13 protein-coding genes and 1 tRNA gene are annotated in these 15,374 nt (G+C 54.7%); 8 read left to right on the top strand and 6 right to left on the bottom strand.

Features of this window, described 5'->3' with window-relative positions:
• Window positions 1-84 precede the first annotated feature (84 nt).
• On the top strand, window positions 85-1,278 hold the full coding sequence (locus tag P159_RS0115145; RefSeq protein WP_029545384.1) for a hypothetical protein: 1,194 nt from the start codon (window positions 85-87) through the stop codon (window positions 1,276-1,278).
• A gap of 63 nt (window positions 1,279-1,341) precedes the next feature.
• Here the strand turns inward: P159_RS0115145 and P159_RS0115140 are convergent, their stop codons facing one another.
• From P159_RS0115140 to P159_RS0115125, 4 genes are all read right to left on the bottom strand, one after another.
• Window positions 1,342-2,031, bottom strand: coding sequence for a FadR/GntR family transcriptional regulator (locus P159_RS0115140; RefSeq protein ID WP_037377068.1), 690 nt, complete (start codon window positions 2,029-2,031; stop codon window positions 1,342-1,344).
• Between the two features lie 117 nt (window positions 2,032-2,148).
• Entirely contained in the window at window positions 2,149-3,432 is a 1,284-nt protein-coding gene (locus P159_RS0115135; protein ID WP_029545377.1) for an oligosaccharide MFS transporter, read from the bottom strand.
• Window positions 3,433-3,474: 42 nt separating this feature from the next.
• Complete coding sequence (locus tag P159_RS0115130; RefSeq protein WP_029545368.1) at window positions 3,475-4,863, bottom strand: glycoside hydrolase family 32 protein; 1,389 nt, start codon at window positions 4,861-4,863, stop codon at window positions 3,475-3,477.
• 210 nt (window positions 4,864-5,073) lie between these two features.
• Window positions 5,074-6,048, bottom strand: a complete 975-nt coding sequence (locus tag P159_RS0115125) for a LacI family DNA-binding transcriptional regulator (protein WP_029545367.1) — start codon at window positions 6,046-6,048, stop codon at window positions 5,074-5,076.
• Window positions 6,049-6,307: 259 nt separating this feature from the next.
• Between P159_RS0115125 and P159_RS0115120 the strand changes: the two genes are divergently transcribed.
• On the top strand, window positions 6,308-6,925 hold the full coding sequence (locus P159_RS0115120) for a lactate utilization protein (RefSeq protein ID WP_029545366.1): 618 nt from the start codon (window positions 6,308-6,310) through the stop codon (window positions 6,923-6,925).
• Window position 6,926: 1 nt separating this feature from the next.
• Window positions 6,927-9,155 (top strand): L-lactate dehydrogenase (quinone) large subunit LdhH, encoded by a 2,229-nt coding sequence (gene ldhH, locus P159_RS0115115; protein WP_051650400.1) that lies wholly within the window; start codon window positions 6,927-6,929, stop codon window positions 9,153-9,155.
• An 86-nt stretch (window positions 9,156-9,241) separates the two neighbouring features.
• Here ldhH and P159_RS0115110 read toward each other — a convergent pair.
• Window positions 9,242-9,317 (bottom strand) — tRNA-Gln (locus P159_RS0115110).
• A gap of 135 nt (window positions 9,318-9,452) precedes the next feature.
• On the opposite strand from P159_RS0115110, the gene P159_RS0115105 reads away from it, so the two are divergent.
• The 5 genes from P159_RS0115105 (at window position 9,453) to P159_RS0115085 (ending at window position 14,374) form a co-directional block, all read left to right on the top strand.
• Window positions 9,453-10,151 (top strand): DUF554 domain-containing protein, encoded by a 699-nt coding sequence (locus P159_RS0115105; RefSeq protein WP_029545361.1) that lies wholly within the window; start codon window positions 9,453-9,455, stop codon window positions 10,149-10,151.
• Between the two features lie 72 nt (window positions 10,152-10,223).
• Complete coding sequence (locus P159_RS0115100) at window positions 10,224-11,027, top strand: HD domain-containing protein (RefSeq protein WP_029545359.1); 804 nt, start codon at window positions 10,224-10,226, stop codon at window positions 11,025-11,027.
• Window positions 11,028-11,046: 19 nt separating this feature from the next.
• The gene (locus P159_RS0115095) at window positions 11,047-12,723 is read left to right on the top strand and encodes a glutamine--tRNA ligase/YqeY domain fusion protein (RefSeq protein WP_029545358.1); all 1,677 of its coding nucleotides are present in this window, start codon (window positions 11,047-11,049) and stop codon (window positions 12,721-12,723) included.
• Window positions 12,724-12,741: 18 nt separating this feature from the next.
• Entirely contained in the window at window positions 12,742-13,074 is a 333-nt protein-coding gene (locus P159_RS0115090; RefSeq protein WP_029545356.1) for a hypothetical protein, read from the top strand.
• 16 nt (window positions 13,075-13,090) lie between these two features.
• Window positions 13,091-14,374, top strand: coding sequence for an ArsB/NhaD family transporter (locus P159_RS0115085; protein ID WP_029545354.1), 1,284 nt, complete (start codon window positions 13,091-13,093; stop codon window positions 14,372-14,374).
• A gap of 44 nt (window positions 14,375-14,418) precedes the next feature.
• Here P159_RS0115085 and P159_RS0115080 read toward each other — a convergent pair whose 3' ends face one another.
• Window positions 14,419-15,285: an AraC family transcriptional regulator gene (locus P159_RS0115080; RefSeq protein ID WP_029545353.1), complete on the bottom strand. Its 867-nt coding sequence runs from the start codon at window positions 15,283-15,285 to the stop codon at window positions 14,419-14,421.
• Window positions 15,286-15,374: the final 89 nt, after the last annotated feature.

Below are 15,374 nucleotides of genomic sequence, written 5' to 3'. Positions count from 1 at the left end.
GGGCAAGTGTCCGATTTTTGAAGTATTAAACATGTAAATATATTTAGATAATTATCACGGGAAGGGACAAAGGGGATTAAGGCTATGGATATGAAGGAACAGACACGCAATTCGGTGTTGACGGCAATGGTCTGTATTGCCCTGTCCTCCGGTACAGCCTGGGCGGCAGTGCCGGACGAGCCGGTGCCGGCTGTGCAGCAAAGAGCCCTGACGGGGTCAGCTGCTGCACAGGCTGCCGAGCTTCGCAGCATGCCGCTCTACTGGTCTGCCTTGAAGCCAAAGGAGGAGCAGGTCAAGAAAGCCCAGCCCATCATCATCACGGCGGATGATATTGATGCCAAGCGCAAGGAGGAGAAGCGGGCGGCAGCAGCTCAGGCTGCCAAGGGGGCACAGAAAAAGCCTGCGGATGAAAGCAAGGTGCAGCCACAGGTAAATAAACCTGTGGCAACACCTAAGCCAGAAGCAGCTTCGCAGGCCAAGCCTGACAACAAAGGAGCGGTTTCCCAGCCTGTTCAGGCGCAAAAGCCTGTTGCCAGTGAGCCCCTGCCGGTGCAGCCAGCAAAGCCTGCAGGCAATGTGCCTGCTTCGGCCCAGCCTGATCAGCCTGTCCGGCCCAAGGAGCAGCAGCCGACAGCGCCTCCTGTCCAAACGGCACCGCCAGTAGAGCGGACTCAGCCCGCAGCGCCGGCAGTGAAGCCACAGCCTGCGACGCCTGCAGCAACGCCGCAGCCCAAGGTGCAGCCCGTACCGCAAAGCGAATACAGACCCCAGCCTGAGAAGGCGGCACCGCCTGTTCCTCCGCAGGAACCTGCTCCGCCCCCCCGCCAGATGGTGAAAATCCATCCGGAAGGGCTGTATGCCTCCCGCAGGCAGAAGCCTCTGGCAGAACCTGTTCCGCAGGGGCAGGAGCCTGCTTCCAGGGAAGAGCGCCAGGAGCGTGCCCAGGTGCAGCCTACGCAGCCTGAGGGTGCTGCACAGCAGCCTTTACCCCAGCAGATCCAGGTGGAGCGTCCTCCTGAGTATGAGGGGATTTCCGATGAAGTTGTGCGCCATATAATGGCGGGGGAGTACGCCATGCGCTATCAGCTTTCCCGTGATCCCTCTGAGCCGGGTGTTTATCATGCTGCCCAGATTCTCAACCAGAATACGGGGCTTTCCCACTTGCAGAAAATCGAGTACCTCATGGGCTTCGGCCGTGCCATCAATCGCAGCCATCTGTCAGAGTACCAGAAAAAGGCTTTGATAGATGCAGTGCTGCAGGCCTTTGGGGAGAAGTGAGTCTTGCAATCATAAGAGCTTACAGCCTAAAAGGGCCCGCGAATGCGGGCCCTTTTAGGCTGCTTATTTTTCGTTTATCTTGTTCATGATGAAGTCGCGCAGGAGGGACAGGTGCATGGTCATGGCGTGGTGGGCATCTTTGACATTTCTTTCCCTCAGGGCTTTGAGTATCTGCCGATGGTAATGGATGGTGTTGCTCTCACGCTGGGCATCCATGGTGATCTCGATATTCTTGGCCACAGAGGAATTGAGAATATAGGTGAGATTGCCTATGACCCGGTTGCCGCTGGCTTCGGCCACCAGCCTGTGGAAGCGGCTGTCGGCGGCGGCGTATGATTCACCCTCCCGTATGCAGCGTTCCATTTCCTCTGCCTGGGCGGCAATCTCATTCAGCTGTTTCCCAGTGGCATAAGCTGCTGCCAGGCTTGCCACTTTAGGCTCAAACATCAGGCGCACGTCCAGCATATCCAGCACCAGCTGGTTGTCGTCATAGATGAAGGTCAGGCCCAGGGGGTCATCGGGTATGCCCCGCTTGGGAGACACGAAAGTGCCGGAGCCCTGACGTACATCCAGGATGTTGCGGGCAGTCAGCAGCTTGAAAGCTTCCCGCAGGGTGCTGCGGCTGACGTTCAGGATGGAGAGGAAGGCCAACTCTGTGGGCAGTTTGTCTCCGGGCATCATTTTATGGTCGATGATATACTTGATGATTTCATTGGCCTTGGCTTCTGCCAGGCTGGGTGGCTTTGTTGACATGGGAATCAACCTCCATAAGATTTTCTTGCTACAAGTAAGTATATCATAAAGCAGTTGAGGCGACATAAAAAAATCGCTGTCCGGCCCGTGGGCACGGGCTGGGCAGCGAAAGGGGGCTTATTCAGCTACAGCTTCCATCTCCAAAGGCTGGCCTTCCACGCATTCCTCATCCTTGCGCAAGATGAAGAATGCGTAGAGGCTGGCAACGCAGACGATGCCGGAAATCACTAGGAAGGTCTGCTGGTAGCCAATCTGGTCATGGAGGGCACCCAGGGGTGCGGAGAAGATAATCTGTCCCACCTGGGCGGCAATCTGGAAGCCCACCATGTAGAGGGTGGCGGAGATGCGGGTATCGAAGTGCAGGGTGAAATAGCGGAAGATGGCCAGGATGAAGAGGGCGGTCTCGGGAGCGTGCAGAAGCTTGATGATGCCTACGCCCAAAGGACTGGTGGCCAGGCCGCAGCCGCCGATGCGTACTACCATGATGGCGCAGCTCAGGAGGATGGCCTTGCGTACGCCAATCTTTCTCATGAAGACAGGTACCAGGCCCATCATGAGGAATTCCAGGAACACTTCGATGGAGTTCAGCACGCCATAGGCCTGCTGGCCCTGCTCGGGAGTATCGAAGAAGCGGGTGAAGAACTCGGGGAACATCTGCTGGTCAAAGACCGTGTAGAAAGTCCAGCTCATGATGACAAAACCGATGATTTTCCACACGTCACCGATTTTGAACACGCCCAGAATATCCTTCATGGAAGGAGTCTTGCTGTCTTTCAGGCTTTCTTCCTTGTCTTCATAGCGGGCAAGGTTCCCTTCATCCTTTTCAGGCTTCATGAAGAGCAGGAGAGCCAGCAGCACGGCAGAAACAGCAGAGCCGGTCCAGAAAACCAGATAGGGGCTGATGGTGAAGAGGAAACCTGCGGCCAAAGCGGAGATGGCATAGCCAAAGGAACCCCAGGCTCTGGCCTGGCCAAATTCAAAGTGGAAGCGACGGCTCATGCGCTCAGTGACGGCCTCAAAGACGGGGCAGGCGGCAAGGTAGGAAACTGCCAGATAGATAGCGCCTACTACGGCACCTACGTAGAAGTTGGCTTCCAGCATGGGTACATATACCCAGGTGAAGAAGGGAGCCAGGAACACCTGGCAGGCAATCAGGGCGATGAGTAGATTCCTTTTCATGCCCAGCTTGTCCTGAATGGAGCCGTAGACGAACATCAGCATGAGGGCTGCGGCAGAGCCAAAGGAGAAAATGGTGCCCACCTGGGCGCCGGAAAAGCCCTGCTTGGTGGTGAGCCAGATCTGGAAGAAAGACCACCAGATACCCCAGCCGGCGAAGAATAGCAGCATCTGTAAGGAACCCATGCGGTAGAACGGGTTGCCAAAGGCTTGCAGTAATTTCATGATTAAATCCCCCTAATTCATGAATCTACATTCAGTATATCATCAGTAGCGGTTGGTTTCAGCTTCCAGAGCGTAAATGACAGCCTTTTCAGCCGGAATATCCCAAAGTTCCAGGCTGAGGTCACCCTGCCAGTACATGCGCTCTGTAAAGGTTATTTCTCCTTCGTTGACAAAGATTTCCGCAGAACTCCTGTCCACGAAAATCTGCAGGGAGAGTTCCTCAAAGGGCAGGATTTGCGTGGCCCTCTCTCCGTCTTTGGTACTGCGACAAAGTATGAGGCGGTTGCCCTTGGCATCAAGGGAGAGGGTGAGTTCCTGTCGGCCATCTCCCAGTTTCAGCAGAGTTCCTTGATGGTTCCAGGCTTCCTTGAAGGTGAGCAGCACTTCGGAGGTGGAGGGGAGCTTTGTCCTGCTGCCTGCGGCAAGCTTTCCCTCCAGCAGTTTACCTGCGCGCACAGAGGCCATTTCCCGGACTGGCTGCTGATAGAGCCTGCCCTTTTCCACCCGCAGTTCTCTGGGGATGGTGAGGGCTCCTGCCCAGCCGTCCTCTTTTTCCTGCATGGGGGAATCCCAAGCATTCATCCATGCGGTCATAAGCCTTCTGCCGTCCGGAGCCAGCAGGGTCTGGGTGGCGTAGAAGTCGTGGCCGCGGTCGATTTCCGTGAAATCCTTTCTCTGGAGCCTGCCGTCCTCGTCCTGTTGGCCCAGGAGATAGCCTGTCTGGTTGAGATTGCGGAAGCAGTCGCCCTGTGGCTCAAGCCCTTGAGGGGACATGAGCAGGATGTCCCTGCCGTCCAGATGGAAGAAATCCGGGCATTCCCACATATAGCCCTCATCCTTCAAGCTCACGGCCTTGTCCAGTACGGATACAGGCTCCCATTGTTTGAGGTTCTGTGACTTATACAGGAGAGCACGGCCCAACTCGTCACTGCCCTGGCTGCCCAGCACCATGTAGAAGGTGTCGCCCTCCTGCCAGACCTTTGGGTCGCGGAAGTGCTTGGTATTGCCCTTGGGAGCGCGAAGCACCGGATTGCCTTCGTATTTGTGGAAGGCTATGCCGTCCTCAGACCAAGCGATGTTCTGGTCCTGATAGAATTCCTCGCTGTCAGCGGGATTGGTGAGGTGGTGGCCTGTGTAGATGAGCCACAGCTTGCCGTCATAGACCACGGCGCTGCCGGAGAAGCAGCCGTCTTCATGCTCATCAGGAGCGAGGGCCACAGGCAGTGTCTCCCAGTGAACCAGATCCTCGCTGCGGGCATGACCCCAATGCATGGGACCCCACTCGGCGGCGTAGGGGTAATACTGGTAGAACATGTGATAATATCCCTTGAACCAGGAAAAGCCGTTGGGGTCATTCATCCAGCCTCCCTTGGTCATCAGGTGGTAGCCCAGCCGATAACGCTGGTCGGTGACCTTCATTGTTTCTTGCATCTTCCCATCTCCTAAATTATGTCGAATCGGTTCGACAAAAGCTTTTTAGAAAATCGAGCCAATATCAAATCGGTTCGATATGTTTATAATAGTGGAACAACAGGAGTTTGTCAATATCTTTTCGGAAAAAATATATAAAATAGAGAGAAAGTAATAAAAAACACCGCTTGAGTGAGCGCAAGCGGTGGGGCAAGCAGGGCAAAAGCGTGTTTAGCAGGTTTCCCCTTCCAGAAGCGTAGGTGGCAGCACCCAGGGGCTGTCGTCCTTTTCTTCGTTGATCATGTTGATGATTTTCGTCACTGCCAGTTGCGCCAGTTCCTCTATGGGCTGCCTGATGGCGGTGATGGGCTGCAGGCCCATGCGGGTGGCGGCAGTGCCGTCGTAGGCCAGAAGCTTCACGTCTTCCGGCACTTTTTTCCCCATAGAAGCTGCTGCGTTCAGGCAGGCAGAGACAGACAAATCTGCCCCCAGGATGCCGTCTGCTTCCGGGTATTTCTGGAAAAGTTCCCGGGCAGCGGCCATGAAGTCTTTGTAACTGAAAGCGTTCCAGGGCATTTCCAGCATATGGACTTCTGCCCCATGGGCGCGAAGGATATCCGCTGCCATGAAGTGATATTCGTTGGCCGGAGTGCTGACTCCCTGATAGCCTACGATTTCTACAATCTGTTTGCAGCCCTGGTCCAGCAGGGCCTGGGCTGCCAGTCTGCCGCCCTGGTGATGGTCGCAATGGACAATGGGGATGTTATCATTCAGGTACCGGTCAAAAGCCACAATGGGCTGCTTCAGGTCATCATAGAGAGAAACGTCCAGGGAGTGGGCGCCCATGATGATGCCGTCCATGGTGCGGCGCTTCAGCATTTCCACGAAGGTGCGCTCGGAATTTTCCTTGTGCCGGGTGCAGCAGAGCATCATCTTGTAGCTGCGCTCATAGAGGGCAGCCTCCAGGGCTTCCACCACTTCTCCGAAAAAGGGATGGGAGAGGGAGGGCATGATGACCCCGATGGTATTGGTGCGGTTCAGGGATAGGTTTCTGGCCATTTCGCTGGGTACATAGTTGAGCTTGGCCATGGCGGCCTCTACCTTGGCCCGGGTGGCTTCCGACACATAGCCCTTCTTATTCATCACCAGGGAAACCGTGCTGGCGGCTACCCCTGCTTCCTTGGCAACATCTTTGATTCTGACCATAGTTTTGTGGCACCTTTCTGTTTTTCTTCGTAGAGCGTTTTGATTAAATGAGTGAATTAACCAACATGCCCTAGTTAGTATAATAGAATTCTTTTGCTATAGGCAAGTGCAAGGGTAATTTCCATCGGTTATTAAAATCATTATTGAAAAGAATTGACATATTCTGAAAATACTGCTAGAATAAATTCATCGGATGAATTTATTAGATTTTTGAGCAAGGATGGATGTATAGAGCAATGTGTTAGGAGAGTGTGCCGTTATGCTGAAAGTCTGCAATGATTGGCCCAGGGAGGCCTTTACGGATGAGCTGGTGTCGGGGAAGTACTGGAATGACTTCTCTGTGAACGCCAAAGCTGCTGCAGCGGAGCTTTGGCGGGTGCCTGATATGCTGGAAGCCAGGCGGAAGCTGGAGGAACTCATTGAGAGCCTGGCTGTGAAGAAGGTGGTGGCAGTAGGGGGCGGGGAGCTGCCTGCTCTTGATTATTTGTATGATGAGTTAGCTAAAAGAACGGAACTTTATACAGATAAATTCGACATTGCCCGCCAGGCCCCCCAGGCTGACCTGGGTATTTCCGTAGCGGAGTTTGGCGTGGGGGAGACAGGCAGCGTATGTGTGGATACTTACGCCTTCGAATCCCGGGTAGTGGGCATGCTGCCTCCGGTGCATGTGGTTTTCCTTGACCCTGCTTATATGGTAAGGGATGTGGAGACAGCCTTTGAGGTGATAGAGAAGGTCTTCAAGTCCGGCTATATGGGCTTTATCACAGGCCCCAGCCGCACGGCGGATATTGAGAGGGTTCTTTCCCTTGGGGTGCATGGCCCCAGCCGCTTCATTATCATGGCAGTTGAGCAGGGATTGGAAAGGCAGGTGCATTGACATGGCAGCAGGAAAACTCAGATACGAGCATGAAGAACATGAGCAGAGAAATCTTCACAAGGAAATCAAGGTCAAGCTGAAGGATGGGGTCATGCGGGATGCCCTTTCCCGCTTCGTGAATGAATATCCTGCCGCCAGGCTCAAGGCTTATGACAATGTGGTGTCCATCGACCGCCTGCGGGATGACCTGCGGGACATGAAGGAGTGGACCGTAGACCATATCGACGAGGTGGCAGACGAGTTCGAGGCTTCCATCAAGGCCCGGGGCGGCCATTTCTTCCGGGCCAAGGACGGGGACGAGGTGAAGGAAATCCTGCTGAAGATCTGTGAGCAGGAGCAGGTCAGACGCATTGTGAAGTCCAAGTCCATGGCTACTGAGGAAATCCATCTGAACCAGGCACTGGAGGAAAAGGGGCTGCATGTCAGGGAAACTGACCTGGGGGAGTGGATGCTGTCCGTGGCAGGCCAGAAGCCCTCACACATGGTGATGCCCGCCATCCATCTGAACCGGGAGCAGTGTGCCGGATTCTTCTCTGAGGAACTGCATGAGGATGTGCCCAGCGATATTCCCTATATGATTCACACTGCCCGCCGGGTGCTGCGGGAGGAGTTTCTGTCAGCCGACATGGGCATCACCGGGGCCAACTTCGGCATTGCGGAAAACGGCGCCATCGGCCTGGTGACCAATGAGGGCAATGCCCGTCTGGTGACCACTATGCCCCGCATTCATGTGGTGATCCTGGGTTATGAGAAATTGATACCGAAAGTAAGGGACGCCGCCAAGATCCTGCGACTCCTGCCCCGCAATGGCACCTGCCAGCGCATGACCAGCTACATGACCATGGTGGACGGGCCTACACCTGTCATCTATGAGAAGGATGGCCAGCTGGTGGAGGAGGAGCGCAAGCAATATGTGATCCTCCTGGACAATGGCCGCCTCAGGGCGGCGGCTGACCCGAAACTCAAGCAGGTCTACCAGTGCGTGCGCTGCGCTTCCTGTCTGAATGTCTGCCCCATCTGGACGCTGGTAGGGGGCCATGTCTACGGCCATATATACTCCGGCGGCATTGGCGCAATCCTGACGGGCCTCCTGAACAATATGGAGTCCTTCTCCCAGTTCAGCGACCTCTGCATTGGCTGCCGCAAGTGCATGACCATTTGTCCGGGCAAGGTGCCTATTCCCGACCTCATTGATGAGCTGCGTTCCCGTTATGTGAAAGAACATGGCCTGGGGTTGCCGGAAAAGACAGCCTTCCGCCATATCCTCACTCACAGGAAGGTGTTCCACACCCTGCTGCGCATGGGGGCCTTGGCCCAGAAGCCTGTGGAGTCCGGCGGCTTTATTCGCCATTTGCCGCTGTTCTTTGCCGGCATGACCAAGGGCAGGAGCCTGCCTGCCATTGCCGCCAGGCCTTTCCGCGACAGGACGGAGGAACTCTTCAGAGAGAACCCGGAGAAGCCTGTGCTCAGAGCAGCCTTCTTCAGCGGCTGCAATATGGACTTTGTCTTCCCTGGCACCGGCGAATCTGTGGTGAAGGTTTTGCAGGACCTGAATATCGAGGTCATCTACCCCGAGCAGCAGAGCTGTTGCGGCAAGCCTGTACTGGGCACCGGTGACAGGGAGACGGCCAAGATCATCGCCAGGCAGAATATCGAAGCCTTTGAGGAAACTAAGGCTGACATCATCGTCAGTGCCTGCCCCACCTGTGCCGAGACTTTGGAAAAGACATATGTGGAGCTTTTCGCAGACGACCCGGAGTGGAGCGAGCGGGCTAAGGCTTTCGGTGCCAAGGTGCGTGAGTTCACCAGCTTTGTGGCTGAATGCTATCGTCAGGCAGGCCGCCTGATGCCCACGGCTGGCACGGAGAAGGTCACCTACCACGATTCCTGCCATATCCGCAGGGGGCTGGGGGTCTACAAGGAGCCCCGTGAACTTCTGAAGGCTGCCCCGGGAGTGGACTTCGTGGAGATGAAGGACTGCGACAAGTGCTGCGGCATGGCGGGTGCCTTCGGCGTGAAGTACAGCGAGATTTCCCTGCCTATGCTGAAAGAGAAGGTGAACAACATCAAGGCCAGCGGTGCGGACACCGTAGCCGTAGCCTGCCCCGCCTGCCTCATGCAGCTCAGGGGAGGACTTGACCAGCAGGCTCCCGACATCAGGGTGCGGCATATTGCCGATATCCTGGCGGAGAATATTGCAGCAGGTCACTCACAGGCTGAGAGCATGTAAATGTTATTTAGGCCTCCACCGCAAGCGGTGGAGGCTTTTCAATGCAATAAAAAAGCCACAAGCAAAGCTTGCGGCTGCAATTTCAATGGCAGGGGTAGCTGGACTCGAACCAACGCATGCGGGATTCAGAATCCCGTGCCTTACCAACTTGGCGATACCCCTATGTCTTATCGACAGTTAAAAATTATACAGGAGAAGGGGCCTTATGTCAATAGTGCAGAAAAAAATTTTTCATGTTACAATGTTGCACTGTATCATAGGAAATATTCGCGCCAGCTACACATCAGGAGGCCTGCCATGTTTGCAGTCATAGTCAACACCTTAGCTATCATCCTGGGCACTACCGTGGGCCTGCTTTTGAGGCGGGGGATCCCCAGGCATATCTCCGAGGCCATCATGAAGGCCCTGGGGCTTTGCACCGTAATCATCGGCATTCAGGGGGCGGTGGCAGAAGAGAGGATTCTTCTCATGATCGTGGCCTGCGTGCTGGGAGTGCTCATAGGTGAATGGCTGGACTGGGAGGGCCATGTGAACCGCTTCACGGAGCGCATCACCTCCCGCTTTGCAGGCCATGGGGAGGGGGCTAAGATGGCCAATGCTTTTGTGACCTCCTGCCTCATCATGAATGTGGGGGCCATGGTGATCGTGGGCTCTCTCAATGCTGGCCTTTCGGCTGATTACACCCTGCTCTATACCAAATCCCTGCTGGATCTTGTTTCCGGTACCATCATGGGGGCGGCCATGGGAGTGGGAGTTATGGGCTCGGCAATCTTCACCTTGCTATTCCAAGGCGGCATCGTGCTCTTTGCAGAGTGGCTGGCGCCATTTATTTCACTGGAATTGATAAAGGAAACTGCCTGCACAGGCAGCCTGCTGATAGTTGCCATAGGATTTAATATGCTTGAGCTGACTAAGTTCAAGGTGATAAACTACCTGCCGGCTTTAGTCATGGTGCCCGTGCTCCTTTGGTTGGGCAGCCTGTGGGGTTGCTTGTAAGTCTTAGGAGTAAGTAGTATAATATTATCTCATAGGAATTTTAAGGGGGGGCTGATTTTGGCAGAAGAAGATTTGCAGCCGCTGCTGAAAGAGATGCACAGCTGGATGGATGCATATATGAAAACCTTTCATACAGATGATGAGGAGGTCATGCTGGGCATCCGCATCAAGGAAACGCATACGGGCTATGTGACTTCCATCGCCCGGGAACTGGCAAAGCATCTGGAGCTGAATGCCCATGATATGCAGCTGGCTGAGATTATGGGGCTTTTCCACGATGTGGGCAGGTTCCGCCAGTACAGCCTCTATCAGACCTTCAATGATTCCCAGTCCGAGGATCATGCTGATTTGGGCCTGAAGGTTCTCGATGAGCTTGATTTGATGAAGCGACTTGCCCCGGAGGATGAGGCTTTGGTGCGCTTTGCCATCAAGAATCACAACAAGAAGGTCATAGAGCCGACGGATAGCAAGAGAAAACTGCTTTTCGCCAGGCTGTTGCGGGATGCGGATAAATTGGATATTTACCGGGTGCTTACGCCGTATCTTGACAATGAAGATGCCATGATGCCCAAGTTCGTGAAGAACACGGGGGAGCATCTGGTAAGTGAAGGTTTCGTGAAGGACTTCGCAGAAGGCAACCAGGTGGATTATTACCGCATAACCACCCAGGGGGACAGGGTGCTGGTGCGCCTCATGTGGGTGTATGACATCAACTTTGCCTGGACCTTGAAAAAAGTTGTGGAAAAAGGTTATGTTGATGCGGTGGTGGCCCACCTGCCAGTTAAGGAGCAGCCGGAACTGAAGCCGGGCTTTGACCGCATGTACAAGTATATTGAAGAAAAATGCAAGACCAAGGATGCAGCAGACATCTATTGAGGTAAGGAGAGAAAGATTTATGGCAGAAACGACACTGGCCTCGAATTTTATCCAGAATATCATCGAGGACGACCTTTCCCAGGGGAAATACACTGAGGGCATTCACACCCGCTTCCCACCGGAGCCTAACGGGTATCTGCACATAGGCCATGTGAAATCCATCTGCCTGAACTTCGGGCTGGCAGAGCGGAATCAAGGCCTTTGCAACCTGCGCTTTGACGATACCAATCCTACCAAAGAGGATACGGAGTACGTTGACTCCATCCAGGAGGATATCAAATGGCTGGGCTTCTCCTGGGGAGACCGCCGCTTCTATGCTTCCGACTACTTCGAGAAGCTCTACGGCTATGCCGAGGAGCTCATCAAGAAGGGGCTGGCCTATGTGGATGACCTCTCTGCTGAGGAAATCAAGGCCTATCGCGGCACACTGACGGAGCCGGGCAAAGAAAGCCCCTATCGTAATCGCAGCGTGGAGGAGAACCTTGACCTGTTCCGCCGCATGAGAGCAGGGGAGTTCGAGGACGGCAGCCATGTGCTCAGGGCCAAGATTGACATGGCTTCTCCGAATCTGGTCATGCGTGATACGGTTATCTACCGCATTGCCCATGCCCATCATCACCGCACCGGAGATGAGTGGTGCATCTATCCCATGTACGATTTTGCCCACCCGCTGTCCGATGCCATCGAGAACATCACCCACTCCGTCTGCACCCTGGAATTTGAGGAGCACCGTCCCTTCTACGACTGGCTGCTGGAGTCTCTGGGCTTTGAAGAGGGCAAGCGTCCCCGTCAGATTGAGTTTGCCCGCCTGAATCTCACCAACACCGTCACCAGCAAGAGGAAGCTTCGCCAGCTGGTGGAGGAGGGGATTGTCTCCGGCTGGGATGACCCCCGCATGCCTACTATTGCTGGTCTCAGGCGCCGTGGCTACACGCCTGCCGCCCTGCGCCATTTCTGTGAGGAAATCGGCGTGGCCAAGGCCAACAGCCTGGTGGATGCAGCCATGCTGGAGCACTGCGTCCGGGACGATCTGAATGAGAATGCTGACCGGGTCATGGCGGTGCTGCGTCCCCTGAAGGTCACCATCACCAATTATCCCGAGGATAAGGAAGAGTGGCTTATAGCTGACAACAACCCCATGCACGGCGGCAGCCGTTTCATGCCCTTCTCCCGTGAGATTTACATCGAGCAGGAGGACTTCATGGAGGACGCCCCCAAGAAGTTCTTCCGTCTGAAGCCCGGCGGGGAAGTTCGTCTGAAGCACGCCTATATCATCAAGTGCGAGGAAGTCATCAAAGATGAGGCTGGCAACGTGGTAGAGCTTCGCTGCACGGCTGACCTGGATTCCAAGACCGGCGGCCCCACCGCCAATCGCAAGATCAAGGGCACCATTCATTGGGTGGCAGCCAGGACTGCCCTGCCCGCTGAGGTGCGCCTGTACGACTATCTCATTGAAACTGACGAGGATGGCAATATCCCCGACAACTTCCTTGAGTCATTGAACAAGAACTCCCTGGAAGTCATCGAGAATGCCTGGATTGAGCCCAGCGTGAAGCTCACGGCAGCCGGCACTCACTATCAGTTCCTGCGTGATGGCTACTTCGTGGTTGATCCGGATACTACCCCTGACCATCTGGTGTTCAACCGTGTGGTGGGACTTCGCGACAGTTGGGCCAAGGCCAGCCAGAAAGGTTAAGGTGATATAATGTCCAAGATGACCAAGAAACCGCCCAAGGCCAAAATTCCCAGGGATCTTTCCGACAAGGATATGCTTAAGAACTTTGTGGAGGAAGATACTGTCGAGACCAAGTTCGTCAAGGCCGAGGCGGCGCAGGTGAAGAAGCAGAAAGCTGAGGCAGAAGCCGCGCCTCCTGTGAATCTCTCCCGGGCAGGCTTCACCCCTGCCCTCACAGACGAGCTGGGCCGTGCCCTGACTCAGCTGAAGATGGAGCTGGCCCTGCAGGGCATCACCAGCTACGGCTTCAAGGTTAAGAAGGAAGGGCAGAAGATTATTCTGGAGCCTAGAGTTAATTTAGGGAAAGCATAGAGAGAAAGGGGTTTTTATGGAAACACAGACTATGATAGCTGTCACGATCTTCCTGATAGCTTATGCACTCATTATTTCAGAGAAGGTGCACCGCACTATCGTGGGTATCTTCGGCGCCATGCTGATGATCCTCTTGGGCATCCTTGACCAGGAGACCGCTATCCATCACATCGACTTCAACACTTTGGGACTGCTCATCGGCATGATGACCATCGTCAATGTCACCAGCGAGACGGGCCTGTTCAACTTCCTGGCCATCTGGGCTGCCAAGAAGGTCAAGGCCGAGCCGGTGGCGCTGCTGGTTGCTCTTTCCACCATTACGGCAGTGTGCTCAGCCCTGCTGGATAACGTGACCACAGTACTCTTGACGGTGCCCATCACCTTCAGCATCACGTCCCAGCTGAAAGTGGACGTGAAGCCTTACCTGTTTGCGCAGATACTGTCTTCCAATATCGGCGGTACAGCCACCCTGATTGGTGACCCGCCAAACATCATGATCGGCAGCGCTGTGGGCCTGTCCTTCATGGATTTCGTCTGGAATATGACAGGTGTATCCATTGTCATCTTCATCGTGGTAGAGGCTTTGCTGGTGCTGCTTTACCGCAAGCAGCTGCACACCGAGCCTGAGCTGCAGGCCAAGGTCATGAGCCTTAACGCCAAGAGCCAGATTGCCAATCCGGCGTTGCTCAAGAAGTGCCTGCTGGCCATCGCCCTGACCCTCACCATGTTCGTGCTTCATAGCACACTGCATCTGGAGACGGCTACCGCAGCCCTGGCAGGAGCAGGCTTCCTGCTCCTCATCTCCTTCCCCCAGAACGAGCACATGATTGCCAAGGTCCTCTCCAAGGTGGAGTGGCTGGCCATCTTCTTCTTCGCCGGCCTCTTCGTGCTGGTAGGTGCTCTGGTGGAGACTGGCGTCATCAAGATGCTGGCTGCTGAGGCCATCAAGGTTACCCAGGGCAGTGTGGAGGGCACCGCCATCCTGATTCTCTGGATGAGCGCCTTTGCTTCTGCCTTCATCGACAACATTCCCTTCGTGGCTACCCTGATTCCGCTGATTCAGGACATGGGGGCCATGGGCCTTTCCAATCTGGAGCCCATGTGGTGGAGCCTGGCCCTGGGTGCCTGCCTGGGCGGCAACGGTACCCTCATTGGTGCCAGCGCCAACGTGGTGGTGGCCTCTCTGGCTGCCCAGCACGGCAAGCAGATTTCTTTCATCGGTTTCATGAAAGTCGCCCTGCCGGTGATGGTGCTGACCATTGCCATGGCCAACGTCTATATCTGGTTCTGGCATCTCTAAGAGTTTGTGTCAATAAAAAAGCCTTGCCAATCGGCAAGGCTTTTTCAGTTCAATTGATTGTTCCTGTACTCTCTCGGAGTGCAGCCAAACATGGACTTGAAGGCCCGGGAGAAGGTGGAGTAATCCATAAAACCAACGTCTGCGGCAATCTGGGTGATGGGCGTATCGGTCTTGAGAAGGTCTCTGGCCATCAGCAGGCGCTTGCTGCGTATGTACTGGTGCAGGCCGTAACCTGTGTCTGCCTTGAACTTGCGCATAAGGTAGAACTTGCTCATATAGGCTTTGGCGGCCAGGGATTCCACACTGAGGTCCTCAGCCAGATGGCTGCCTATATATGTCAGCACTTCCTGTATCTTCGGGTCATAGGAAGCATTTTCCAGGGCGCTGAGTTCATGTTCGATCAGGGAACGGTTTATCAGGATCATGAACTCAATGAAGAGTATTTCTGTGTAAAGCTCATTGCCAAAGCCCTCACCATGGGCAGTCTTTTCCAGCTTGTCCATGTGATAGAGCAGGTCGTGGCTGGTGCCAGGAGGCTGGTGCATGACACTGGCTGTCTCTCTGGCCTTCTGGAAACAGGCGGACAGGTCAGCTCCTCTGCTGCCTTCCTCCTGCCAGCGTTCCAGAAAGTCTGGGGCAATGTAGATAACAATGCGCTCGTAGGGCACTGCCCCTTCGTCCTCGTCATGGATAATGGGGCGGTGGATTTCTCCTGCTGATACGAAGACAAGGTCCCTGGGCTGCAGGGCGTAGGTCTTGCCTTCTATGACGTAATCCACCCTGCCGTCCAGGAACAGGATTATCTTGTGGAAGTCGTGGTAGTGGAAGGGGATTTCCTTCATTGCAGCGTCTTTCAGCCGGAAAACCCGGAAATCGCTGACCAGGTAGCCTTTTTTCTGATAGCCAGGCATAAGTCATATCCTTTCGCTCTTGTTAAAGCTCTCTTGAATATATTTTAGTACATTTTTTGCAACATGAAAAGCAGATTTTGTGATTTTCA

It is taken from the genome of Selenomonas sp. AB3002 (assembly GCF_000702545.1).
Taxonomy (GTDB): Bacteria; Bacillota; Negativicutes; order Selenomonadales; family Selenomonadaceae; genus Selenomonas_B; species Selenomonas_B ruminantium_A.
Note: the sequence above shows the minus strand (reverse complement) of the source record. Positions and strands in the feature narration are given on the sequence as shown.